Annotated in this window: 22 protein-coding genes; 12 read left to right on the forward strand and 10 right to left on the reverse strand. The window is 66.5% G+C overall.

From position 1 onward, the window contains the following. Positions 1–53 precede the first annotated feature (53 nt). From ACK3BB_RS14310 to ACK3BB_RS14330, 5 genes are all read left to right on the forward strand, one after another. On the forward strand, positions 54–1,235 hold the full coding sequence (locus ACK3BB_RS14310; RefSeq protein WP_428925316.1) for an ABC transporter substrate-binding protein: 1,182 nt from the start codon (positions 54–56) through the stop codon (positions 1,233–1,235). 102 nt (positions 1,236–1,337) lie between these two features. Further along, the gene (locus ACK3BB_RS14315) at positions 1,338–2,123 is read left to right on the forward strand and encodes an ABC transporter ATP-binding protein (protein ID WP_428925317.1); all 786 of its coding nucleotides are present in this window, start codon (positions 1,338–1,340) and stop codon (positions 2,121–2,123) included. A 48-nt stretch (positions 2,124–2,171) separates the two neighbouring features. Further along, positions 2,172–2,993 carry an ABC transporter ATP-binding protein gene (locus ACK3BB_RS14320; RefSeq protein WP_428925318.1) on the forward strand — a complete coding sequence of 274 codons (822 nt, stop codon included), beginning with the start codon at positions 2,172–2,174 and terminating at the stop codon, positions 2,991–2,993. A 334-nt stretch (positions 2,994–3,327) separates the two neighbouring features. Beyond that, positions 3,328–4,338 carry a branched-chain amino acid ABC transporter permease gene (locus ACK3BB_RS14325; protein WP_428928743.1) on the forward strand — a complete coding sequence of 337 codons (1,011 nt, stop codon included), beginning with the start codon at positions 3,328–3,330 and terminating at the stop codon, positions 4,336–4,338. Then, on the forward strand, positions 4,335–5,639 hold the full coding sequence (locus tag ACK3BB_RS14330) for a branched-chain amino acid ABC transporter permease (RefSeq protein WP_428925319.1): 1,305 nt from the start codon (positions 4,335–4,337) through the stop codon (positions 5,637–5,639). Before ACK3BB_RS14325 ends, ACK3BB_RS14330 begins: the two co-directional genes overlap by 4 nt. A 93-nt stretch (positions 5,640–5,732) precedes the next feature. Here ACK3BB_RS14330 and ACK3BB_RS14335 read toward each other — a convergent pair whose 3' ends face one another. Next, positions 5,733–7,298: a helicase HerA-like domain-containing protein gene (locus tag ACK3BB_RS14335; protein ID WP_428925320.1), complete on the reverse strand. Its 1,566-nt coding sequence runs from the start codon at positions 7,296–7,298 to the stop codon at positions 5,733–5,735. A 349-nt stretch (positions 7,299–7,647) separates the two neighbouring features. Here ACK3BB_RS14335 and ACK3BB_RS14340 point away from each other — a divergent pair, with 349 nt between their 5' ends. Both ACK3BB_RS14340 and ACK3BB_RS14345 read left to right on the forward strand, forming a co-directional pair. Further along, positions 7,648–8,001, forward strand: coding sequence for a hypothetical protein (locus tag ACK3BB_RS14340; RefSeq protein ID WP_428925321.1), 354 nt, complete (start codon positions 7,648–7,650; stop codon positions 7,999–8,001). A gap of 480 nt (positions 8,002–8,481) precedes the next feature. Then, a complete protein-coding gene (locus ACK3BB_RS14345; RefSeq protein ID WP_428925322.1) occupies positions 8,482–9,168 on the forward strand; it encodes an invasion associated locus B family protein in 687 nt (228 codons plus the stop codon). A gap of 31 nt (positions 9,169–9,199) precedes the next feature. Here the strand turns inward: ACK3BB_RS14345 and ACK3BB_RS14350 are convergent, their stop codons facing one another. From ACK3BB_RS14350 to ACK3BB_RS14365, 4 genes are read right to left on the reverse strand one after another with little or no spacing between them, the layout of a single operon-like run. Then, the gene (locus ACK3BB_RS14350) at positions 9,200–10,408 is read right to left on the reverse strand and encodes a beta-ketoacyl-[acyl-carrier-protein] synthase family protein (RefSeq protein WP_428925323.1); all 1,209 of its coding nucleotides are present in this window, start codon (positions 10,406–10,408) and stop codon (positions 9,200–9,202) included. A 25-nt stretch (positions 10,409–10,433) separates the two neighbouring features. Next, entirely contained in the window at positions 10,434–10,691 is a 258-nt protein-coding gene (locus tag ACK3BB_RS14355; RefSeq protein ID WP_428925324.1) for an acyl carrier protein, read from the reverse strand. 39 nt (positions 10,692–10,730) lie between these two features. Further along, positions 10,731–11,825, reverse strand: coding sequence for a UDP-3-O-(3-hydroxymyristoyl)glucosamine N-acyltransferase (locus ACK3BB_RS14360; RefSeq protein WP_428925325.1), 1,095 nt, complete (start codon positions 11,823–11,825; stop codon positions 10,731–10,733). A gap of 38 nt (positions 11,826–11,863) precedes the next feature. After that, positions 11,864–13,471, reverse strand: a complete 1,608-nt coding sequence (locus ACK3BB_RS14365) for a L,D-transpeptidase family protein (protein WP_428925326.1) — start codon at positions 13,469–13,471, stop codon at positions 11,864–11,866. A gap of 332 nt (positions 13,472–13,803) precedes the next feature. Here ACK3BB_RS14365 and ACK3BB_RS14370 point away from each other — a divergent pair, with 332 nt between their 5' ends. Further along, positions 13,804–14,373, forward strand: a complete 570-nt coding sequence (locus tag ACK3BB_RS14370) for a YcbK family protein (protein WP_428925327.1) — start codon at positions 13,804–13,806, stop codon at positions 14,371–14,373. A 337-nt stretch (positions 14,374–14,710) separates the two neighbouring features. On the opposite strand, the gene eda is transcribed toward ACK3BB_RS14370, so the two are convergent. Next, positions 14,711–15,352 (reverse strand): bifunctional 4-hydroxy-2-oxoglutarate aldolase/2-dehydro-3-deoxy-phosphogluconate aldolase, encoded by a 642-nt coding sequence (eda, locus tag ACK3BB_RS14375; RefSeq protein WP_428925328.1) that lies wholly within the window; start codon positions 15,350–15,352, stop codon positions 14,711–14,713. Beyond that, the gene (gene edd / locus ACK3BB_RS14380) at positions 15,349–17,166 is read right to left on the reverse strand and encodes a phosphogluconate dehydratase (RefSeq protein WP_428925329.1); all 1,818 of its coding nucleotides are present in this window, start codon (positions 17,164–17,166) and stop codon (positions 15,349–15,351) included. The genes eda and edd overlap by 4 nt, the downstream gene beginning before the upstream one ends. Positions 17,167–17,475: 309 nt before the next feature. Between edd and ACK3BB_RS14385 the strand changes: the two genes are divergently transcribed. After that, positions 17,476–18,276 (forward strand): metallophosphoesterase, encoded by an 801-nt coding sequence (locus ACK3BB_RS14385; protein WP_428925330.1) that lies wholly within the window; start codon positions 17,476–17,478, stop codon positions 18,274–18,276. Between the two features lie 2 nt (positions 18,277–18,278). Here ACK3BB_RS14385 and ACK3BB_RS14390 read toward each other — a convergent pair whose 3' ends face one another. The 3 genes from ACK3BB_RS14390 to ACK3BB_RS14400 form a co-directional block, all read right to left on the reverse strand. Next, positions 18,279–19,013, reverse strand: coding sequence for an acyl-homoserine-lactone synthase (locus ACK3BB_RS14390; RefSeq protein WP_428925331.1), 735 nt, complete (start codon positions 19,011–19,013; stop codon positions 18,279–18,281). Positions 19,014–19,218: 205 nt separating this feature from the next. Then, positions 19,219–20,607 carry a sensor histidine kinase gene (locus ACK3BB_RS14395; RefSeq protein WP_428925332.1) on the reverse strand — a complete coding sequence of 463 codons (1,389 nt, stop codon included), beginning with the start codon at positions 20,605–20,607 and terminating at the stop codon, positions 19,219–19,221. A gap of 126 nt (positions 20,608–20,733) precedes the next feature. Further along, on the reverse strand, positions 20,734–21,786 hold the full coding sequence (locus ACK3BB_RS14400) for a response regulator (RefSeq protein ID WP_428925333.1): 1,053 nt from the start codon (positions 21,784–21,786) through the stop codon (positions 20,734–20,736). Between the two features lie 318 nt (positions 21,787–22,104). On the opposite strand from ACK3BB_RS14400, the gene ACK3BB_RS14405 reads away from it, so the two are divergent. Genes ACK3BB_RS14405 through ACK3BB_RS14415 form a run of 3 tightly spaced genes read left to right on the forward strand, consistent with a single transcriptional unit; the run spans position 22,105 to position 24,156 of the window. Beyond that, on the forward strand, positions 22,105–22,956 hold the full coding sequence (locus tag ACK3BB_RS14405; RefSeq protein ID WP_428925334.1) for a hypothetical protein: 852 nt from the start codon (positions 22,105–22,107) through the stop codon (positions 22,954–22,956). Positions 22,957–22,987: 31 nt separating this feature from the next. Further along, positions 22,988–23,629 (forward strand): hypothetical protein, encoded by a 642-nt coding sequence (locus tag ACK3BB_RS14410; RefSeq protein WP_428925335.1) that lies wholly within the window; start codon positions 22,988–22,990, stop codon positions 23,627–23,629. Positions 23,630–23,631: 2 nt separating this feature from the next. Then, positions 23,632–24,156, forward strand: coding sequence for a MotA/TolQ/ExbB proton channel family protein (locus ACK3BB_RS14415; protein WP_428925336.1), 525 nt, complete (start codon positions 23,632–23,634; stop codon positions 24,154–24,156). Positions 24,157–24,171: the final 15 nt, after the last annotated feature.

Below are 24,171 nucleotides of genomic sequence, written 5' to 3' on the forward strand. Positions count from 1 at the left end.
GGCTTGCTACGGTCGGCGGCGAACCTTGAGTTCCAACACGGGAGACAACCACAATGAAGAAGCTGCTTGCCGCAACGGCGGCGATCGCCCTGGGGGCCGGCATGGCCAGCGCCGAGGACATCAAGATCGGCGTCATCCTGGGCTTTACCGGGCCCATCGAATCCCTGACGCCCTCGATGGCTGCCGGGGCCGAGCTGGCGATCAAGGAAGTGTCGGACAGCGGCCTGCTGCTGGACGGCTCGACGGTGACCCCGGTGCGCGCGGATTCGACCTGTGTCGATGCCGGTGCGGCCACCGCCGCGGCCGAACGGCTGGTCACGTCCGAAGGCGTGGCCGGCATCATGGGCGCCGATTGCTCGGGCGTGACCGGCGCGATCCTGTCCAATGTCGCCCTGCCCAACGGCGTGGTCATGATCTCGCCCTCGGCCACCTCGCCGGCCCTGTCGACGGCCGAGGACAACGGGTTGTTCTTCCGCACCGCCCCGTCGGATGCCCGCCAGGGTGTCGTCATGACCGAAGTGCTGATGGAAAACGGCATCGAGGAAGTGGCCGTCACCTATACCAACAACGATTACGGCAAGGGCCTGGCCGACAGCTTCCAGGCCGCCTACGAGGCCGCCGGCGGCACCGTGACGATCAACGCCGCCCACGAGGACGGCAAGGCCGATTACTCGGCCGAGGTCGGTGCGCTGGCCGCGGCCGGCGGTGACCGGCTGGTGGTTGCGGGCTATGTCGACCAGGGTGGGTCGGGCGTGGTGCGTGCCGCGCTCGACAGCGGCGCCTTCGACACGTTCCACTTCCCCGACGGCATGATCAGCGCCCAGCTCGAAGCCAATTTCGGCGACGAGATCGAAGGCTCGACCGGCCAGCACCCGGGCACCGACAGCGAAGGCGCGACGATCTTTGCTGAGCTGGTGGGCGATGCCTTTGACAGCACCTCGCCGTTCACGCCCGAAAGCTATGACGCCGCGGCGCTGATGCTGCTGGCCATGCAGGCGGCCGGCTCTTCGGATCCGTCGGTCTACAAGGACAAGGTCATGGAGGTCGCCAATGCCCCCGGCGAGCCGATCCTGCCCGGCGAACTGGCCAAGGCGCTCGAGATCCTGGCCCAGGGCGGCGACGTCGATTACATCGGCGCCACGGCCGTCGAGCTGATCGGCGGCGGCGAGAGCGCCGGCAATTACCGCCAGATCGAGGTCAAGGACGGCGCCATTTCCACCGTGAAATACCGCTGACCTGTCGTCATCGCGCAAATCAGGGGTCCGGGCCTTGCGCCCGGGCCGCTTCGACGCATAGACGCCGGAAAACGGCGCATTGGGGGATGCGGGGATGGTGACATGATCGTTGTCGAGGATCTGCACAAGCATTTCGGGGGCTTTCATGCCGTGGACGGGGCGGACCTGACCATCGGCAAGGGCACGATCACCGGTCTGATCGGGCCCAATGGCGCGGGCAAGACCACGCTGTTCAACGTCATTGCCGGGGTGTTGGAACCGACCAGCGGACGGGTGACGATGGACGGCGAGGACATCACCGGCCTGCCGCCGCACGACCTGTTCCACAAGGGGCTGCTGCGGACCTTCCAGATCGCCCATGAATTCCATTCGATGACCTGCCGCGAGAACCTGATGATGGTGCCCGGCGGGCAGAGCGGCGAGACGCTGTGGAACACCTGGTTCGGGCGCAAGCGCATCGCCGACGAGGAACGCGCGCTGCGGGCCAAGGCCGACGAGGTGCTGGAATTCCTGACCATCGAACACCTGGCCGATCACAAGGCGGGCCAGGTTTCGGGCGGGCAGAAGAAGCTGCTGGAGCTGGGGCGGACGATGATGGTGGATGCCCGGATCGTGTTCCTCGACGAGGTCGGCGCGGGGGTGAACCGGACGCTTTTGAACACCATCGGGGACGCAATCCTGCGGCTGAATGCCGAGCGGGGATATACCTTCGTGGTGATCGAACACGACATGGATTTCATCGGCCGGCTTTGCGACCCGGTGATCTGCATGGCCGAGGGCAAGGTGCTGGCCGAGGGCACGCTGGACGAGATCAAGGCCAACGAGCAGGTGATCGAGGCCTATCTTGGCACCGGGCTCAAGAACAAGGCCGCCGTAGGCGCGGGCTGAGGGGGCGGGATTGGGTATTTTTGCCAAGAAGAAGACAGGGGCGCGGCCATGAGCGGCGGGCCCTATGACGATCGGGGCAACAAGGACCGGTCGATTGCCAACCCCAGGGGCGCCGGCACGCTGGTCGCCCGGCCGGGGACCGGGGCGGCGCGCAACAGCGGCGAGGCCTTCCTGATCGGTGACACGATGACCGGGGGCTATGGCGCCGGGCCGGACATCCTGCACGATTGCACGGTGGCGGTGAACCGGGGCGAGATCGCGGTGATCGTCGGGCCCAACGGCGCGGGCAAGTCGACGGCGATGAAGGCGATCTTTGGCATGCTGGACGTGCGGTCGGGGTCGGTGCGGCTGGATGGGCAGGACATCACCGATCTCAGCCCGCAGGACCGGGTGGTGCATGGCATGGGTTTCGTGCCGCAGACGTCGAACATCTTTACCTCGCTGACCGTCGAGGAGAACCTGGAGATGGGGGCCTTTATCCGGCGGGACGATTTCGCGGGGACGATGGCGCAGGTCTATGACCTGTTCCCGATCCTGAAGGAAAAGCGCAACCAGCCGGCGGGCGAATTGTCGGGCGGGCAGCGCCAGCAGGTGGCCGTGGGCCGGGCGCTGATGACCGAGCCCAAGGTGCTGATGCTGGACGAGCCGACAGCCGGGGTCAGCCCGATCGTGATGGACGAATTGTTCGACCGGATCATCGAGGTGGCGCGGACCGGCATTCCGATCCTGATGGTCGAGCAGAACGCGCGCCAGGCGCTGGAGATCGCCGACCGGGGATACGTGCTGGTGCAGGGGCGCAATGCCTATACCGGGACGGGCAAGGAATTGCTGGAGGATGACGAGGTGCGGCGGAGTTTCCTGGGCGGATGATCGGACGGTTGCAGAGGAGCGGCGGGGTCAACCCCGCCCTACGCGCCCCGCTGGCGAGACAGGACAGGCCGGGCCAGGTGTTTGGCGGCGGGGTTCGTGCCTGCGGCCCAGGCGGGGGCATTTGCCGGGCGGCGCCGGTGGTGGCGCAGGGGCCAGGCGGGCGCCGGGGGCCAAGGGCCCGTGAGGCGGCCGAGAGCCTGGGGCGGCTGGACGCGCCGGGCGTCGGTGGCGGGGAACGCCGGCGTGACGACGGGAGGATGTTCGGGAAAATGCGAAGCCCTGGAATGATGGCGCCATTGAAGCCGATGGCCGGCGACCTGTGGGGGCGGTGATGGTGGATTTTCTCAATGCCCTGGTGGCCTTTGCCAATTTCGTGTTCATCCCGGCCATGGCCTATGGCTCGCAGCTGGCGCTTGGCGCGCTGGGGGTGACGCTGATCTATGGCATCCTGCGGTTTTCCAACTTTGCCCATGGCGACACAATGGCCTTTGGCACGATGGTCACGATCCTGGTCACCTGGTGGCTGCAATCGCTGGGTGTCAGTTTCGGCCCCCTGCCCACCGCCCTCTTGGCCCTGCCCCTGGGCATCCTGGGCTGCATGGGACTGGTCCTGCTGACCGATCGCATGGTCTATCGGTTCTACCGCGAACAACGGGCCAAGCCGGTCATCCTGGTCATCGTGTCGATGGGCGTGATGTTCATCTACAACGGCCTGGTGCGCTTCATCATCGGCCCCGATGACCAGCGCTTTGCCGATGGCGAGCGGTTCATCATCTCGGCCCGGACCTTCAAGGAGATGACCGGCCTGCGCGAGGGCCTGGCCTTCAAGACCACCCAGGGCATCACCATCGTCACGGCCGTCATCGTCGTGGCCCTGCTGTTCTGGTTCCTCAACCGCACGCGGACGGGCAAGTCGATGCGGGCCTATTCCGACAACGAGGACCTGGCCCTGCTGTCGGGCATCAACCCCGAGCGGGTGGTGACCTATACCTGGATGATCGTCGCGGCCCTGGCCACGGTGGCCGGCGTGCTGTACGGGCTCGACAAGTCCTACAAGCCCTTCGTCTATTTCCAGCTGCTGTTGCCGATCTTTGCCTCGGCCATCGTCGGCGGGCTGGGATCGCCGCTGGGGGCCATTGCCGGGGGCTTCATCATCGCCTTTTCCGAGGTGACCATCACCTATGCCTGGAAGAAGGTGCTGACCTACCTGATGCCCGGTCCGCTGGATCCCGACGGGTTGGTCCAGCTGCTGAGCACCGATTACAAGTTCGCCGTGAGCTTCATGATCCTGCTGATCGTGCTGCTGTTCCGGCCGACGGGTCTATTCCGGGGGAAATCGGTATGAACGGACCGGTCAAGAACGTGCTGCTCTTTGCCATGGTCGGGGCGATGATCCTGCTGACCGGGGTGACCCAGAGCTGGAACTCGGCCCTGCTGATCCTGAACATGGGGCTGGTGTCGGCCGTGATGGCCATTGGCGTGAACCTGCAATGGGGCTTTGCCGGGCTGTTCAACGTGGGTGTCATGGGTTTTGTCGCGCTCGGCGGGCTGGCCACGGTGCTGGTGTCGATGCCCCCGGTGGGCCCGGCCTGGTCGGCCGGCGGGCTGGGTGTGCTGGCCGCCTTTGCGCTGGGGGCGGCGACCATCGTCGCCGCGATCCAGGCCTGGCGCCGGCTGGACGGCGGGCGCATGCGCGCGCTGGTCGTGGCGGCCGTTCTGGTAGTCGGGTTCTTCCTGTTCCGGGCGGTCTTTGATCCGGCCGTCGGCGCCGTCGAGGCGGTCAACCCGGCGGCCACGGGCTATCTCGGCGGCCTGGGCCTGCCGGTGCTGCTGGCCTGGCCGGTGGGCGGACTGCTGGCGGCCGGGGCGGCCTGGCTGATCGGCAAGACGGCCCTGGGCTTGCGGTCGGATTACCTGGCCATTGCCACGCTGGGCATCGCCGAGATCATCATTTCCGTGATGAAGAACGAGGACTGGCTGGCCCGAGGCGTCAAGAACGTCGTCGGCCTGCCCCGGCCAGTGCCCTACGAGATCGACCTGCAGAACGATGCGGGCTTTGTCGAAGGCGCCGCCGGGCTGGGGCTGGACCCGGTCACCGCCTCGACGCTTTATGTCAAGTTGGGCTATACCGGGCTGTTCCTGGTGGTGCTGGTCGTGCTGCTGACCCTGGCGCAGCTGGCGCTCAAGAGCCCCTGGGGCCGGATGATGCGCGCGATCCGCGACAACGAGGTCGCGGCCGAGGCCATGGGCAAGGATGTCACCCGGCGCCACCTGCAGATCTTTGTTCTGGGCTCGGCCATCTGCGGGCTGGCCGGGGCGATGATGACCACGCTGGACGGCCAGCTGACCCCGGGCACCTACCAGCCCCTGCGGTTCACCTTCCTGATCTGGGTGATGGTCATCGTCGGCGGGTCGGGCAACAATTTCGGGGCCGTGCTGGGCGGGTTGCTGATCTGGTTCCTCTGGGTCCAGGTCGAGCCGATCGGGCTGTTCGTGCTGCAGGTGCTGACCTCGGGCATGGCCGAGGACAATGCCCTGCGCATCCATCTGCTGGACAGCGCGGCGCATATGCGGCTGCTGTCGATGGGCGTGATCCTCCTGGTCGTGCTGCGGTTCAGCCCGCGCGGGCTGATGCCCGAACGCTAGGATCCGGGGGGAACCAGGTTGCGGATGGCCATGCGGCGCACAAGATTATTCGACGAATAATCTCGTGCCCGCACCGCGTGTTCGCCGGGCCGGTCAGCGCCCGCGAAAGAGCCCGCCCAGGACGCCGCGCACGATGCGCCGGCCGGTGGTTCCGGTCAGCTCCTTGCGCACCATGCGGATCATCTCGTCGCCGAAACTGTCCGGCGCGCGCATGGACCGCGACGTCGACCGCCCCACCCGGGACCCGCTGTAGCGCCGCGCGGCGTTGAATTCCCGTGCCGCGCTGGCCGCACCCGCGGCCTGTTCGCCAGCCGGCTCCTCCGCCGCCCGTTCGGCCGCCTCAGCCGCGCCGGCCGCGGCCTCGGCCCTCTCCTGCAAGACCTCGTAGGCCGAGCGGCGGTCCACCGCCGTGGCATATTTCGCGCCCAGGTCCGACGCCGCCAGGATGGCCGCCCGGGCCGCCGCGTCCAGCGGGCCCAGCTGCGACGACGGCGGCCGGATCAGCGTGCGCTCGACGATCCCCGGCACGCCCTTCTTCTGCAGCATCGAGGTCACCGCCTCGCCGGTGCCCACGTCGCGGATCGCCTCTTCGGTGGAAAACCGCGGGTTCTCGCGATAGGTCTCGGCCGCCAGTTTCAGCGCCTTGCGATCCCGCGCGGTAAAGGCCCGCAGCGCGTGCTGCACCCGGTTGCCCAGCTGGCCCAGCACGTCCTCGGGCACGTCGGCCGGGTTCTGGGTGATGAAATAGACGCCCACCCCCTTGGACCGGATCAGGCGGGCGACCTGTTCAACCTTGTCCACCAGCGCCTTGGGCGCATCGTCGAACAGCAGATGCGCCTCGTCGAAGAAGAACACCAGCCGCGGCTTGTCGGGGTCGCCCACCTCGGGCAGCTCTTCGAACAATTCACTCAGCAGCCACAACAGGAAGGTTGCATAGAGCCGGGGCGATCCCATCAACCGGTCGGCCGCCAGGATGTTGACCTGGCCGCGCCCATCCGGCGCCCTGCGCATCAGGTCGCCCAGGTCCAGCGCCGGTTCCCCGAAGAACTGCGCGCCGCCCTGGTTTTCCAGCACCATCAGCCGGCGCTGGATCGCGCCGATCGAGGCCGTCGAGATATTGCCGTAGCGCAGCGACAGGTCGGCCCGGTTCTCGCCCAGCCAGACCAGCAGGGCCTGCAGATCCTTGAGATCCAGCAGCGCCATGCCGCCCTCGTCGGCCAGCCGGAAGGCAATGTTCAGGATGCCCTCCTGAGCCTCGGTCAATTCGAGCAGGCGCGCCAGCAGCAGCGGGCCCATCTCGGCCAGGGTGGTGCGCACCGGATGGCCCTGTTCGCCGAAGAGATCCCAGAAACAGACCGGGAAGGCGCTGTAGGCGAAATCGTCAAAGCCGATGGTCGCCGCGCGTTCGGTGAAGGGCCCGTGCAGCTTGGCTGCCGCAGATCCCGCCGCCGCCAGGCCCGACAGGTCGCCCTTGACGTCCGACACCACCACCGGCACGCCCGCGGCCGAAAAGCCCTCGGCCAGGATCTGCAGCGTGACGGTCTTGCCCGTGCCCGTGGCCCCGGCAATCAGCCCGTGCCGATTGGCGTATTTCAGAGCAAGATGTTGTTTTTCCTTATATTCCGGGCCACCGCCGCCCAGAAAGATCGCTTGGTCCATGAGTGTCGTCCGAGGCTTGCCAGAGGGTACGGCCCCAACCATACAAAGTTAACCTTTGCCTGCGATAGTCTCATCTGTTCGCCGGTGCATGCCGGCGGATGAACTTCCTCCCTGTCAGACTGGCCGTGCCTTCGGGCACGGCTTTTTTTGTCGGCGCCCCTGAAGCCGCCGAAAATCCCGTTTCCGCACGCCCAGGTGCCCCGATGTCGGGGGCACGTTTTTTGCGGCCCTGATTTTTGTGGCCCGGCAACGACGCTTGCGGCGATGGGCTGCCGAAATCCCGCGCGATGCCTTTCGCCCGCCGGCCGGACCGCCTACATCGGAGGAAACAGCAAGGTAGGGCGTGATCATGACCATGGAACACGGCGATCCCGGATTTGGCCGCCTGGCGCGGAACGGCTGCCTGGGCTTGGCGGCCCTGAACGGCGCGGCGCTGATCGCCGTGCTCAGCGCGATGCCGGCCTATTCGGGCGACAATTACATCGACGGGGTGACCTGCGCCATCAAGGACTGGACCGCCGGCGCCGGGCTGGCCCTGCTGGCCTGGGCCGCGACGCTGGCCGCCGGCTACATGCGCCAGACCGGGGCCGCGGCCCGCCACCGCCCGGCGATCCTGGCGGCAATCGTGCTGGGCGTCGGCGCGCTCGGCTGCTTTGTCTGGGGCGGTTTCACGCTGGCCGGGGCCATCGACGCCAGCGGGTGACCGCCGTCGCCTCTTCCCCGTGGCGACCCGTCCGACATCGCGCCCGAAATCCGGGCGCTGCATCTGCGTAACCGGCGTGCCGCAGAGCAGCGGGCTTTAGCTATTGACGCTTGTCACAGGCTTTCGTAACGTTCCGGCATAACTAAGTCGGCCGGTCCGACGGGGAGAAAACATAATGAAAAGGGGACCTTCGTGGTCCTCTTTTCACATTCTGGCCGCCGCCCCATCCTACCGCCCCCGCCCGGCCCTTGCGCCCTGCCCCGATTGGCCACACGGCTCGTGCCGGCGCCGGAAACGGCCCGCGCCGCCCGCCCCCACCACGCCAGCCCGCAGGGCCAGCCACCCCCGATTTCCGCCCGCCCCGGCGGCCGTCGGACAGGCCCGGCGAAACCGGGGAAAAATCCAGCGACGGCCGCTGACACCGGGTCACGGCCATGCTAGATCACCACCAAACCGACAACAGACATTCACGAGGCTTGCATGTCGAGATCCCTGACCGCGCTGTCGCTGACAGCCCTGATCCTGATGGCCGGTTCGGCCATGGCCCAGGACACGGACACGGCCACCGAAACCGCCGAACCCCCGGCGACCGAGGTCCCCGCCACCGACGCGCCGGCCACCGACGCGGCACCGGCCACCGAGGCCCCGGCCGATGCCCCCGCCGCCCAGGACCCGGGTCTGGACATGGGCCAGCCCGTCCAGGAAGGACCGGCCCCGGGCCAGCGCTATGTCAAGGACAGCTTTGGCGACTGGAACCTGGCCTGCATCAAGACCGATGCGGAAACCGACCCCTGCTCGCTGGTGCAGGTCCTGGTCGATGAAACCGACAACCCGGTGGCCGAGGTCTCGCTGTTCCGGCTGGCCGGTGGCCAGGCCGCAGCCGGTGCCACGGTCATCGTGCCGCTGGAAACCTTCCTGCCGGGCCAGCTGACCATCGCCGTCGATGGCGGCAATGCCAAGCGCTACAACTACCAGTTCTGCAACCAGATTGGCTGTGTCGCCCAGATCGGCCTGACCCAGGCGGATGTCGATGCCTTCAAGGCCGGCCGCGAAGCCACCGTGCGCATCGTGCCCGCCCCGGCGCCCGACCGGCCGATCACGCTGACCATGTCGCTGTCGGGCTTCACCGCCGGCTATGACGTGGTCGACGTGGTGACCAACCAGTAACCACTGGCAAGACAAAAGGCGGTGGGCCGGATCAGATCCGGCGCACCGCCAGCACGGCGTTCAGCCCGCCGAAGGCAAAGGCATTGGACAGGGCATATTCGACACGGGCCTCGCGGGCCTCGTTCGGCACCACGTCCAGCGCGCATTCGGGATCGGCCTCTTCATAGCCGATCGTTGGCGCGATCACCCCATCCCGCACCGCCATGATACAGGCCAGCAGCTCGACGGCACCGGTGCCGCCGATCAGGTGGCCGTGCATCGACTTGGTCGACGAGATCATCAGGTTGTCGGCATGCGGCCCGAAGACATCGGCCACGGCGGCGCATTCGGTCTTGTCATTGGCCGCCGTGCCGGTGCCGTGGGCGTTGACATACCCCACCATGTCGCCGTCGATCCCGGCATCCTTGAGCGCTCCGGCCATCGCCCGCGACGCGCCCTGTTTCGAGGGCATGACGATATCGGCCGCATCCGAGGACATGGCCTGGCCCACGACTTCGCACAGGATCTCGGCGCCCCGCGCCCGGGCGTGGTCATAGTCTTCGAAGACGAAGATCCCCGCGCCCTCGCCCTGGACCATGCCGTTGCGATTGGCACTGAACGGGCGGCAGGCATCCTTGGACATGACCCGCAGGCCTTCCCAGGCCTTGACGCCGCCGAAGCACAACATGCTTTCCGCCCCGCCGGTGATCATCGCCGGAGCCATGCCCCGGCGGACCATGTCAAAGGCCAGGGCCATGGCATGGTTCGACGAGGCGCAGGCCGTCGACACGGTGAACGACGGGCCCTTGAGGTTGTATTCCATCGACACGTGGCTGGCCGCCGCGTTGTTCATCAGCTTGGGCACGACAAAGGGATGCACCCGGTTCTTGCCGTCCTCGTAGACCGAGCGGTAATTGTCGTCCCAGGTGCTGACCCCGCCGCCGGCTGTGCCCAGCACGACCCCCGACCGCGCGGCATCGTCGCCGACAAAGGTCATGCCCGACTGGGCAATCGCCTCTTGCGCCGCAAAGAGCGTGAACTGGGTGAACCGGTCATACAGCGCCATCTGCTGGCGGTTGAACCGGCCCTCGGCCTCAAAGCCGCGCACCTGGCCGCCGATCTGGATGGCCAGGCGCTCGACATCACGAAACTCCAGCTGGCCGATGCCGCAGCGCCCCTCCCGCATGGCCTCCAGCGTTTCGTCGACCGAATGCCCCAGCGCGTTGATGGTGCCGGCGCCGGTGATCACGACCCGTTTCATGCGTTCCTACCCGTCATGGCCAAGGTTACGACTGGTCGGCGATCAGCGCCTGGACGCCGGCGACGATGGCAGCCACGTTGGAAATGTCGAAATCGCTCTGCGTCGGCTCGTTGGCGTTGAACGGCACCGAGATGTCGAATTCCTCCTCGATGGCGAAGATGCTTTCGACCAGGCCCAGGCTGTCGATGCCCAGGTCGTCCAGCGTGCTTTCGGGCGTGACGTCCGACGGTTCCAGAACCGCCTGTTCCGCAATGATGCGGATGACCCGATCCTCGATGCTCATGCCTGCCCCCCGTTCGGTCCGGCCCACTTCGGGGCTGACTTAATCCTTCGAGGACGGCTTGAAAACCGCCTTTTGCAGTTCGGCGAAATCGGTCATCAGCCGGGGCAGCCGGCGCAGGGCCTTGTACATGGCCACCTGGGTATCCATGCGCGTGGCCGGATAGCCCATCACGACCCGGCCCGCCGGGATGTTGCCGGTGATTTTGGTCGCCCCGGCGGCCACGACGCCATCGCCGATGAAGATGTTGTCGGCGGCGCCGACCTGGCCGCCCAGCACGACATTGTTGCCCACCCGGCAGGACCCGGCCAGCCCGACCTGGCCGCACAGCAGCGTGTCATGGCCGACCGTCACGTTGTGGCCGACCTGCACGAGGTTATCCAGCTTGGTGCCGTTGCCGATCCGCGTGGGCCGGATGGTGCCGCTGTCGACGGAGGTGTTGCTGCCGACCTCGACGTCATCGCCGATCTCGACCCCGCCCAGGGAATGGATGCGCAGATAGGCCTGTTCGGCGGCCTGGGCCTCGCCCGCGCCGAATTCCTCGCGGGCCGCTTCGACGGCCGATTTCTCGGGCGTGACGAAGGAAAAGCCGTCGCCGCCGATCCGCGCGCCCGGCTGGGCGACGAAGCGTGCGCCGATCCGCACCCGCGCGCCCAGGCTGACCTGTTCGCGCAGCAGGGCATCCGGGCCCAGCTGGGCATCGGTGCCGATGTAACATTGCGGGCCGATGACCGACCGCGCGCCGATCCGGGCCCCTGCGGCCACCACGGTGAACGGCCCGATGGACACGTCCTCGCCGATCTCGGCGGTGGGATCGACCAGCGCCTGGGGATGGATGCCCGGTGCAAAGCCCTGGCCCGGGTCGAACACCCGGGTCAGCCCGGCCATGGCCACCCGCGCCCGGGGCGGCAGGATCGCGGCCTTCAGGCCCATGGCCTGCCAGTCGGCGCCGGGCCACAGGATCGCGGCCTGCGCCGCGCTGCCGTCCAGTGCTTCGGCATATTTGGGCGACATGGCCAGGGCCAGCGCATCCGCGCCGGCCGCGCCCGGTTCGGCCGCATGGGTGATTTCAACGCTCGCGTCGCCCTCGATGGGCAGCCCCAGCGCCGCCGCGATGTCTCCGACCTTGTGTGCCATGTGCCACCCGTTCCGAATTGCTGAATTCGTCTTGGGTCTTAGCTGCCTTGGGCCTGCAGAACCACCCCCTGTGCCGCAAGCGCATCCCAGATCCGCCCGTCGCGGCCATACATGTCGCGGCGGTATTCGATCACCCCGCGGTCATTGGCAAAGGCAGTACGGTAGACGATATGCACCGGGATCTTCTGTTCGAGCACGACCTTGGTTTCGCGCCCGGTGTCCAGGATCGCGTGGAACGCGCCTTCGGGGTCGGCCTCTTGCCGGGCCAGAAGCGTATAGGCGAAATCGAACGGCTGGGCCAGGCGGATGCAGCCATGGGAAAAGGCCCGCACCTCGCGGTCGAACAGGGCCTTTTGCGGCGTGTCGTGCAGGTAGATGTTGTACTTGTTGGGGAACATGAACTTGACCAGCCCCAGCGCATTGCTCTTGGACGGCGGCTGGCGCATCGAGAACGGGAAGGACCGGGCCGAATAGGCCGCGAAGTTCACCGCCCCGCGGTTGACCTTGCGCCCGCGGCTGTCGGTGATTTCCAGGTGCCGCACGGCGTTGGGATTGCGTTGCAGCGCCGGCAGGTATTCCTTGGTGATGATCGACCGCGGGACGTACCAGCTGGGGTTGATCACCATGTGCTCCATCTCGTCCGAGAATTCGGGGCTGCGGCGATCGCCGGAATTGGCCCCGATGACCGAGCGGGTGACAAAGGTCAGCTTGCCGTCGTCAATCACCTTGGCCGTGAAATCGGTCAGGTTCACCCAGATGTGGCGCTGGCCCCGGGGCATGTTGGTCCAGCGTTCGCGTTCCATCGCGACCACCACCGATTGCAGCCGGTCTTCCATCGACACGTTGATCTCGCGGATCGTGTCGCCCCCGGCCACGCCGTCTTCGGTCAGCCCATGGGCCGCCTGGAACTGCTGCACGGCGGCTTTCATCCGCGCGTCGTAATCGCGCGAGAGCGAGCGGTCGAGGTAGCCCATGCGCACCAGCCGGTCGCGCAATGCGACAACGGCCGTACCCGACTGGCCCGGTTCAAGCTTGCCGGACGGCACGGTCGCCCCCCAGCCGCCGGCGTCGATCTGCTGTTCATAGATCAGTTTCTGTTTCATCAGCGCGCGGTATTCCGGCGTGTCCGGCGCCAGCGTGCGGAAAAAGGCCGCCGGATCCATCTGCACGAATTGCGTCAGATAGGTCATACGGTCGCGATAGGGCACGACGCGCTTGATCTCGCTGTCCACCCGCCCCGGTTCCAGCACGCCGAATTCCAGGTTGGCGGCATATTCGACCAGAACGGCGCTGAGCTCGGCCTCGACCCGGGCGATATCGGCCATGGTCCGCGCCGCGCCCATCCGCGCCTTGAGCCCGATCGTGTCGTACCGCCCGGCCGGCAGCCCGTGCAGCGGCGCGCGGGCCAGCGCATCGAACAGGGCAGCCCGACGCGCACGGTCGGATTCGGCCGATCCGGTCCAGATCGGCTGGTAGCCATTCGACCGATAGAACGCCCCGACGCCATCTTCCTCGGCGGAAGCCGCGGCCAGCACCTGTTGGAAAGCGGTCACTTGCTGGGCCGACACAGAGGCCGGAGCAAGGCAGACAGCAAGGGCGGCGGCGGCGCAGAGGCTGCGGATTGCGGGGATCAATGGCTTTGGCATCATGTCGAGGACCTGACCTGAAACGTATGAATTAACTGTGAAAAGCGTGGGAATGCGCGGCACTCTTGTCCATTCACATATTGGTAAGGTTAATCTGCGTCTCATGATCGCCACGAATTTCGGTGATTCTGTGGCCAACCGGCAACAGTGCCCAGGTGTTGCGCGAGAACTTGCCGAAAAACCGTGACACATAAAGTTCAAACCACTCGCGGCTTGGTCGCAACGCGCAAGCGTGGCATAAGTTCCCCGTCACTTGTGGGGATGAGTGAAAACAGAGAATGCCTGCGTAACATCGCAGGCGGGCAGAAAAAGCGTACGGGACGACGCAGGACATGAATCAATCGAGCTCAGCGGGTATCTCCCGCCGTGCCCTTCTTGGGGCATTCGCAGCTACGGCCATAACGGCCGCACCGACTTACGCAAACGCAGCAGGCTTCCTTCGTGGCGGCGGAGACATCCGAAGGCTTCAGATGTATTCCGGGCGCACCGGTGAGCGGATCGACATGATCTACTGGATCGAAGGCACCTACATCAAGGACGCGCTCACCGAGATCACGCATTTCATGCGCGACTGGCGGAACGACAAGCACCTGACCATCGACAGCCGGACTGTCGACATCATGGCCGCCGCACATAACCTGATGGACATCAACGAACCCTACATGCTGCTCTCGGGCTATCGCAGCCCCGAGACCAACGCGATGCTGCGCCGCCGGTCGTCCGGTGTCGCCAAGAACTCGCTGCACATGAAGGGCCAGGCCGCCGATCTGCGGCTGAGCTCGCGCTCGGTCAGCCAGATGGCCCGTGCCGCCCAGGCCTGCCATGGCGGCGGGGTCGGCCGGTACTCGCGGTCGGATTTCGTGCACATGGATTGCGGCCCGGTCCGCACCTGGGGCGGCTGAGCCCCGGGGCCCTCTCGGGCCCTACCCCTGTCAGTCATACGGGCGCCCGGCGCCCTGTCTTACAACGTGATCAGGCGGCACCGGCCGCCTGGGTGGATACGTTTTGAACGACACCATCGGGGCCACCCTTCGTCCCGTGGTGAGACTTGGCCCTGGCATGTGACGCGCTCTGTCCCGATTGCGCAAATGTCAGGGCCTGTTTTTTTCACGATCATCGGGACAACAGCCACAGGGCGGACCGGAAGGCCCGCCCTTTTTGCTTGTTGGCTCTGGCCGCCCGCAAGGCGGACCGCATGTCACCGTGTTGGCTCTGGCCGCCCGCAACGCAGGCCGCGTGTCAGGCCGCCAGTTCGACGGCGGCCCGGGCCAGTTTCTCGATCTCGTCCCATTGGCCGGCCTCGACCATCGCCGCCGGCGCAACCCAGCTGCCACCGGCGCACAGCACGTTGGACAGGCCCAGGTAATCATTGAGGTTTCCGGTCGACACGCCGCCTGTCGGGCAGAAGGAAATCTGCGGCAGCGGCCCGCCGATGGCCTTCAGCGCCTTGGCTCCGCCCGAAGCTTCGGCGGGGAAGAACTTCATCACATCATAGCCCCGCTCAAGCAGGCGCATCGCCTCGGACGCTGTGGCAGCCCCCGGCAGCAACGGCAGGTCTTCGTCCTCGCAGGCCTGCAACAGCGCATCCGTCGCGCCGGGCGACACGCCGAACTTGGCCCCGGCCGCCTTGGCCGCGCGCACATCGGCCGGCGTCACAAGCGTGCCGGCGCCAACCACGCCGCCTTCGACCTCGGCCATGGCCCGGATCGCGTCCAGCGCGGCGGGCGTGCGCAGCGTGACCTCGAGCGCGGGCAGCCCGCCGGCGACCAGCGCCCGGGCCAGCGACGCGGCCGAGCCCGCATCGTCGATCACCAGAACGGGGACAACGGGGGCGAGCAGGCAGATCTCGCGGCTTTTCTTGCTGGCGTCCTGTGGGGTCATGCAGTGATCTCCGAGAAAATGGTGGCCCCGGTCGAGGCGGTGCCGACAGTATTGCGGAACATGGCGAAAAGTTCACGCCCCGTCCCCGATTGAACGCCGGACAGATCGGCCTCGGCATTGGGGCGGTCCAGCACGCCGTCGGTCAGGATTTCCAGCGTGCCGGCCTTGGCATCGACGCGTACGAGGTCGCCGTCGGCCAGCTTGGCAATCGGCCCGCCGTCCAGCGCCTCGGGCGAGACATGGATCGCGGCCGGCACCTTGCCCGAAGCGCCGGACATCCGACCATCGGTGACCAGCGCGACCTTCTGGCCCCGGCCCTGCAGGATCGACAGCAGCGGGGTCAGCGAATGCAGCTCGGGCATGCCATTGGCCTTGGGCCCCTGGAACCGCACGACGACAATGACATCGCCGGTGAACTCGCCGGCCTTGAACGCGGTCTTGACCTCTTCCTGGTCGTGGAAGACGCGCACAGGTGCTTCGACCACCTGGTGTTCCTCGGCCACGGCCGAGACCTTCATCACCCCAACGCCCATCGACCCGGTCAGGCGGCGCAGACCGCCGGTGGCCTGGAACGGCTCGGAGGCGGGGCGCAGGATCTTGTCGTTGAGGCTTTCGCCCGAGCCCGGCTGCCAGGTCAGCGCGCCGTCGATCAGCTTGGGCTCGGCGGTATAATGGTTCAGCCCGTCACCGGCCACCGTGCGGGTATCATCATGCAACAGGCCTTCGGTCAGCAGCGAGCCGATCATGTAGCCCAGCCCGCCGGCCGCATGGAAATGGTTCACGTCGGCCAGGCCGTTGGGATAGACCCGGGCCATCAGCGGGATTTCTTCGGAGAGTTCGGCGAAATCCTCCCAATCCAGCACGATGCCCCCGGCCCGCGCCATGGCCACCATGTGGATGACCAGGTTGGTCGACCCGCCCGTGGCATGCAGCCCGACGATGCCGTTGACATAGGCCCGCTCGTCCAGGACCTCGCCGACCGGGGTGTAATTGTTGCCAAGCGCCGACAGCGACAGGGCCCGGCGCGCGCCTTCGCGGGTCAGCGCATCGCGCAGCTCGGTGTTGGGATTGACAAAGCTGGCGCCCGGCAGGTGCAGCCCCATGAATTCCATCAGCATCTGGTTGGTATTGGCCGTGCCATAAAAGGTGCAGGTGCCCGGCCCGTGATAAGCGGCCATCTCCGAGGCCATCAGCTCGGCCCGCGTGGCCTCTCCGGCGGCAAATTTCTTGCGCACCTCGGCCTTTTCGTCGTTCGAGATGCCCGAGGTCATCGGCCCGGCCGGCAGGAACACCGCCGGCAGGTGGCCAAAGGCCTGGGCGCCGATCACCAGCCCCGGCACGATCTTGTCGCAGACCCCCAGGTAGACGGCGGCATCGAAGGTGTTGTGCGACAGCGCAACCCCGGTGGCCAAGGCGATCACGTCGCGGGAAAACAGCGACAGCTCCATCCCCGCCTCGCCCTGGGTCACCCCGTCGCACATGGCGGGCACGCCGCCGGCGACCTGGGCCGTGCCGCCGGCCTCGCGTGCGGCCTGGCGGATCAGCTCGGGGAACCGTTCGAACGGCTGGTGAGCCGACAGCATGTCGTTATAGGCGGTGACGATGCCAAGGTTGCCGGCATCGCGGGTGGCCAGCGCGTCCTGGTCGCTGCCCGCCCCGGCATAGGCATGGGCCTGACCCGAGCAGGACAGGTGCGCCCGCGCCGGGCCCTTGTCCCGCGCCGCGCCGATCCGCGCCAGGTAGGCCTCGCGGCTCGGACGGCTGCGCGTCCTGATCCGGTCTGTCACCTTGTCGATCGTGGAATTGAGTGTCATCGTCCGGTTCCTTTCCGCTTCCCTCGCAAGCCGTCGGTTCCTGGGGACTGGCAGCCCTCGCGTTTGCGCTAACATTCTTTTCTCGGCATTTCCAGAGGAAACCGCCCCGACCTCTATGGACGACCGGGTCGGACCGCCGCAGGATGCAGGAAAGAAACCGCGCTGTCATGGTCCTGTTCCATGGCGATGCGATGGAACAGGACCGCCGCTGGCACTATGGCACGGCGGCGCGCCGGAAGACAGGTCGCGTTTCCCGGCCGCCCGATCGCGACACCAGACCACAAACCGCCCCCAGGAAAGGACGCCCCGATGACCCGCATCGTGCAATTGACCGACAGCCACATCACCGCCCGGGGCACCCTGTGGAAGGACCAGGTCGACAATGCCGCGCGGTTGCGCTTGCAGGTCTCGGCGGTCAATGCCCTGGCCCCCGACCTGGTGGTGCATTCGGGCGACCTGGTCGAGATGGGGCCCTTTGCCGAGGGCCCGGCCGAATATGACCATGCCGCCGAGATCCTCGCCGACCTCTCCGCGCCGCTGCGGTTGCTGCCCGGGAACCATGACGGCCGGGCGGCCATGCGCGCGGCCTTTCCCGAGCAGGAATGGCAGGGCGCGCCCTACCTGAATTTCTCGGCGGATCTCGACGGGCTGCACCTTGTCGGGCTGGACAGCGTGGTCGAACGCCAGACCGAAGGCGATTTCCCCCCGGCGCAGGCGGCGTGGCTGGGCGGGGCGCTGGACGACCGGCCGACGCTGATCGTGCTGCACCATCCGCCCTGCCCCATGGGCCTGCCCTTCATGGATGGCTTTCGCTTCGACAACGGCCCGGCGCTGGCCTGCACGATCGCGGGCCACAACGTGCTGCGGCTGGCCTGTGGCCATGTCCATGCGGATGTGGCGGTGCATTGGGCCGGCACGGTCGTCGCCGCGGCGGATGCGGGCAGCGTGCATATCCCGCCCGACATGCCGGCCTTTGACGCCCTGCCCCCCGAAGAGGACCGCCGCGCCGGGATCGAGCCGCTGCGCCTGCGTGTCTTTGACTGGCAGGACGGGCAATTGTCGGTCAAGACGCTGGCCGCCGAACCGCCGGCGGCCTTTGCCGTGATCTGAGCCTAGTCGAGGTAGCGCGCGACGTTGAACAGCGCGGCCTGGCTGGTGGTGCCGTCGATGGTGAACCGCGGCCCCACCGGCAGCGCGGCCAGCCCCAGCCGGCGCAGCCAACGCGAGAACACCCAGGGCACGATGCCGATGACATACCGCGCCCCGGCATCGGCCGCCGTGCGGGCCATCACCTGCATCAGCAGCCCCTGCACATCGTTGCGCCGGCGCGACGGCACGGCATCGGTGATGAACAGGCGCGAGGCCTCCCAGACCAGCGGCAGCACCGGCGCATCCAGAAACAGAACGTCGGACGGAATGCTGTCCAGCAGCCCCCGCTGGGCGTCGCGCAGCATGTAGGAATAGATGCCACAACCGGCCGTCGTCGGCAGCAGGCGCACCCCGCCCATGATCTCGCCGTATTCATGCACGATGATCCAGCGGCATTGCGGCGTGTCGTATTGGTCGAATTCCATGCCGTCCGTGTTGGGCAGATCCCAGTGCAGACGGTCGATGAAGGTCTCCTTGCGGGCCCGAAGGTACTTGACCAGCAGGTTGCCATGGTCGCCGACGGTCTCGAAAGACAGCGTCGTGGCCTTGAGCTGACCCTGAGATTGTCGGTCCTGGAGACGGGCCAGCGAGGGGGTCGGGGCCTGTTCGGCCAGGGGGCCGGACTCGTCAGCGGGGGCGAGTTCGGGAAATGCACGCGTCGCGGAATCGGACGCCAGGGTCGAACGGGTGTGTTTCACTGCCGTCTCTCATTTCACGTATTTGAAACGACACTGCCGCCAGAGCGAACTCCATGTCCACCCGTTTTCGGCACAAACCCGCTGCAATCCAGACGATTGTTAATAAAACGTGCACCGGAAGACACAACTTCAGGTTCGGCGGTTTCCGGACCGCCGAAGGTTTTGCCATTGCACCAAGACACTTGGCGAAGCTTTTGACCTTACGTCACAATTCGTCCTCGTAGTTGGGCGTCAGGTCGAGATCTACGAAGAAGGTCGTGCCCTCGCCCAGCTTGCTCACATAGTCGATGCTGCCGCCGTGGTGGTGTACGATCTGGCGCGAGATGTTCATGCCAAGCCCGGTTCCGCCGACACTGCGTTGATCGGAACTGTCGACCTGGGTGAACTTGTCGAAAACCTTGCCCCGTGCGCCTTCGGGAATGCCGACGCCACGGTCCTGGACAAAGATTCGCACGCGATTCTTCATCCGGTGGCAGCCGATGCGGACCTCGCCATCCTGGTTCGAGAACTTGATCGCGTTGGACAGGATGTTGGTCAGCACCTGGATCAGGCGCACCTCGTCGCCGCGCACCGGGAATGCGTCATCCTCGGGCACTTCGGCATGCACCGTCACACCGTAATTGTCGGCAAAGCCCTGGTTGGACGCGGCCGCTTCCAGCACCAGCTCGCCCACATCCAGCGTCTTGAACCGGTAGGTCATCTCGCCGGATTCGATGCGCTGCAGGTCGAGGATGTCGTTGATCAGGTCGGCCAGCCGCCCCGAGTTGCGCCCGGCGATGGCCAGGATCGGCTCCATCTTCTCGGGCAGCTTGCCCAGCATCCCCGAATTGATCAGGTCGAGCGAGCCCTTGATCGAGGTCAGCGGCGTGCGCAGCTCGTGGCTGACCGTCGACACGAATTCCGATTTGACCTTGTAGGCCGCCTTGGTCCGGCGGTGTTCCTCGGTCAGCCGATCCAGCTGGCGCAGGTTGGCGCGATAGAGCTGCACGAAGACATAAGAGCAGTCGATGATGAAATAGAGCACAAAGAGCGTGGTGAAGAAATGCAGCCACAGCACGGAATCGAGCGGCGGCCGCACGCGGATGATGTCGAGCAAGGCGATCGACAGGAAGGTCACGCCGTAGATGATCAGCCGCAGGATCAGCGCCTGGATCACCTGGTGATTGTTCATCGCGGCAAAGAGCGCGGCGGCAAAGAGGAAGAACAGCGGGGTGAAATGCTCGCCGACCGGCTGTTGCAGGGCCAGCCCGAAGACAAAGGCGCAGATGGCCGTGGCGCTGAGCACCGTGTTGGCCATGGTCCACCACAGGTAGCGCCGGGCCCGGTCGGGCTGGGCGTTGGTCGTGTCCCAGTTCGAGACGCGAAAGGCCATGACATGGTCGACCACCTCGGTCGCCAGCACGGCCGCATAGGTCGAAAAGGCAATCGAGGCATTGTAATAGGACGCGGCCAGCACGGTCGCGGCAAAGAAGATCGCCTGCCGCTGCCAGACCAGCTTGCGGGTGATCGTCACGTAGTCGCGCAACTGCTTTTCAAGCCGGCGCGTCCGACCCAGGAGCGCCGGGTCGATGTTCATGTGCTCGATTACGGCCATGTCAGCCTCGTATTGTTTATCGTTACTTGCCGGTCAGTGTGCCCGACCGGCGCGGTGTAAGTTCGCCGCCTTTGTGGCGAATCTTCGGCAAATTCAACAATACGCTGCCGGCGCGGAGCTGCCGTGTCAGTAGCGGTTGAGGGATGGCTCCTCGGTCAGCAGGTCCTTCAGGATCGCCTCGTAGGCCAGCCGGTCGCTGCGCTTGGCATCGGCGCTGCGCGCCCCGCCCCGGCCGAACTTCCTGGCCGTGGTGTTGTCGCCATGCAGCGTGTCCAGCGCGGCGGTTGCCCGGTTCAGGGCAAACAACGCACCCGACCGCGACGTCAGCCGCATCGACACCGGCCCGCCGATTTCCAGCTCGAACGCCACGTCGAAGCGGCGGCTGGCCATCATGGTTGCCAGCATCTGGTTCAGCGAAGGCGCCTTTTCCGGCGTCAGCAGCGCGGCCTTGCCATGGCAGACACTGAGAAAGACACCGTTGCCGCGATAGGACAGGATGTTCTCGGTCTTGCGCGTGAATTTCGACAGAGCCCGCCCGGCTTCCTGCAGCGCCTCGCGGAAATCGGCATTGCTCAGCTCGGCGTGATGGCGTTCGGCATCGACCACCCGGATGGCAACCACATGCGACGTGAACCGCTTGGTCCGGCTCAGCTGCATGACATAGTTGTCGAATTCCGAATAGCCCAGCATGCGCTCGATATCGGGCATGGCCACCGGATCGGACAGCGCGATCATCAGGTTGGAATCGAGTTCCTTCTTCAGCTTGCGTGCCACTTCGACACTGTCCGACGCCCGGGCATGTTCCTGCAGGATCCGCTGGGCCGCCGACAGGCGCGAACGCAGTTCGAAGAAATCGAACGGCTTGGTGACGTAATCCGTGGCGCCGGCGACGAAGCTCTCGTCGATATACTTGCGCTCGGACATGGCCGTCAGCATGACGATGGGAGTCTTGTGATAGCTGCGCAGCCCGCGGATCTCGCGGCACAGCTCGATCCCGTTCATGTGCGGCATCTGGATGTCGAGAAGGAAACAGTCGAACGGCTTCTCCGCCCGTTCGATCTGGCGCAATGCTTCTTCACCCGAATCCGCGATGCTGACCTCGAACAGGCCCAATGCGGACAGGGCCGTCTGAAGCAAGGCCAGGATGTTCTGGTCATCATCCACGGCAAGGATGCGCATTTTCGGCGCGTTGCGGCGCGGCCTTCTGACCCTCTGGTTCGGTATCTGAGCCGACATATCATCGGTTAACGACATGATTCCTGCTAACCCCTATTCTCTGCAGGATCAGACTAGTTAACGATTGCGACCGGAAATGGGCGGGAAATCGACCACCATTCGACCATTGTTGGTAAATGATGTGTTAACGAGCCGCGAAAATTCTTAACGCACGCCCTATATGAAAGCCCGGGATCGGGCGGCGGCAGGCCGCCCGGCACGGTCATCAGGCCTTGACCGGATCGGCGCTTGGGCGTCACCTGTGGGTCACGGGAGAAACGCATGCGCGCCATTGCCACGGTCCTTTTCGCAACGCTCGCCGGCGGGTTTGTCCCCGGCCTTTCGCGCGCCGACGTGCCTGCGGCCTGCGGCGATCCCGCGCTGCGCGATGCCTGCCTGGCCTCCTGTGCCGCGGCCTGCGAGGATGCCGGATTTCTTAAGGAAAACGTGGGATATTGTCTCGATAACGGGATGATCGGGCGCACCGCCGACATGCCCCCGCTGACCGATGCGCCGCAATGCGCCGGCCATTTCGACACCACCGCCATCCCCTCCGACGGGGCCCAAACACCCCCCGATCCGGCCCCGGCCGAGGGCACCGATTGTGCGACGCTCGACCGGTTGTCCGACCGCCGGCGGTGCGAGCTGGCCAAGGTCGCGCCGGCCTGTTCGCCCTCGGTCTCGCAGCTGGTCGGCGAGGCGCAATTGCTGGTCCGGGTCATCGATGACGAGGTCTCGCAATATGGCGATTTGTTGACACGCGACTGGACGGACGTGACGAATCAAGAGCTGCTCTGCGGTTTCACGATCGACGAGCTGGACCAGAATTACGTGGTCGCCACCGAGAACCCAGCCAAGCTGTTGTCGCTCAAGGGCCAGGCCACCGATATCCAGGCCTGCCAGACCCAATGGGAGGTCTTTGTGCGCGACAATGCGGCGACCACCGGGTCGGACCGGCTGGTCGACCAGGTCACCCGCGATGCCGAGGCGCGGCTGGACGCGCTGAAGGGCCAGATCGAGACGATTTCCACCTCGGTCGACACGCTGGAAAACGCGGCCGAGATCATCGTCGGCATCGTCGACCTGCACATCATCTATTGCAACTCTGACGGGCCCCAGGGCGCCGCAGATTAATTCCCCCGCAACCAGACGGAGAGAGACCCAGATGGGCCACCGCTTCCTTCCCCGCCTTCTTGCCAGCCTGGCCATCGGCCTGTGGGGCCTTGGCACCCTGGCGCCCGCCCCGGCCGGCGCCCAGCCTTCGCCCAGCGAAAAGGCCCGCGTGGCCGAGATGGCCGGCGCCATTGCCGAACTGATGTCCTCGCTGGAACAGCGGGCCGCCGATTACCCGGCCTTCCTCGACCAGCTCGACCAGGGGCTGGTCGACATCGAACAGGCCGATGCCAAGGTGGCCGAGCTGATCGAGCAGCTGCAGATGGCCACCCGGCAGATGGAAGACGGGTCGGATTTCGACACGGCCATCGACGATTACAAGCAGCAGACCACCGCGCTGATCGCCGAGGCCGAGGCGTCGAACAACCAGATCATCAAGGCCGAGGTGCCCAACCTGCAGGCCGTGCTGGACGGGCTGGACAGCGATGACGAGGCCCGGGCGCGCACGGTGATCGAGGCGCGCAACCTGATCCGCACGCTCGAGGAAAACCGCGAGGCAATCGCCTTTTTCATCAAGGCCGACAATGTGCAGCGCGCGGCCGATCTGATCCGGGCCAACGTGGTCGATTTCTCCGAGGTCATCGACGCCGGCAAGACCGTGGCCAGCCGCCTGCTGGACGAGACCTCGCCCTGACCATGGCCCGCCCCGTCACCGAAGCACGGCTGGCCGTGGCCGGGCTGGGCGCGCTGCTGATCGCCGGCGGCGGGCTGGGCCTTGTCGTTGCGCTTGGGCTGGTGCCGGCGGCGCCGACCGATCCGACATCGGGCGCGGTTTACCTGCCCGGCCTGCTGGCGCGCAGCCTGGCCGCGCCTTATCCCTTTGCGCTGCTGTCCGGCCTGCTGGCGGTGCCGCTGCACGCGCTCTGGGTGGCCCTGCGCCACGGTGGCCGGGCGGCGGGGGCGGCCTATGACGGTTTTGCCCTCTGGGCCCAGACGCTCTTCACCTCGCTGGGCTTCCTGGGCACGATCATCGGCATATCGCGCGCCGTGGCCGGCCTGGCCCCGGCCATGGCCGCCGGCGCGCCGGACGCGCTGATCGCCGGGCTGTCGACGGCCTTTGACACGACTTTCCTGGGCCTGACCGCGGCCATCCTGCTGCTGGTCTTCCGCAAGCTCCTGTCGCTGGGCGCCGAGGCGCCGGCCCGCCGGGCCGGGCGATGATCCGGCCGGGCGCCA

Origin of the sequence: Marinibacterium sp. SX1, from assembly GCF_050389775.1 — a bacterium.
Taxonomy (GTDB): Bacteria; Pseudomonadota; Alphaproteobacteria; order Rhodobacterales; family Rhodobacteraceae; genus Marinibacterium.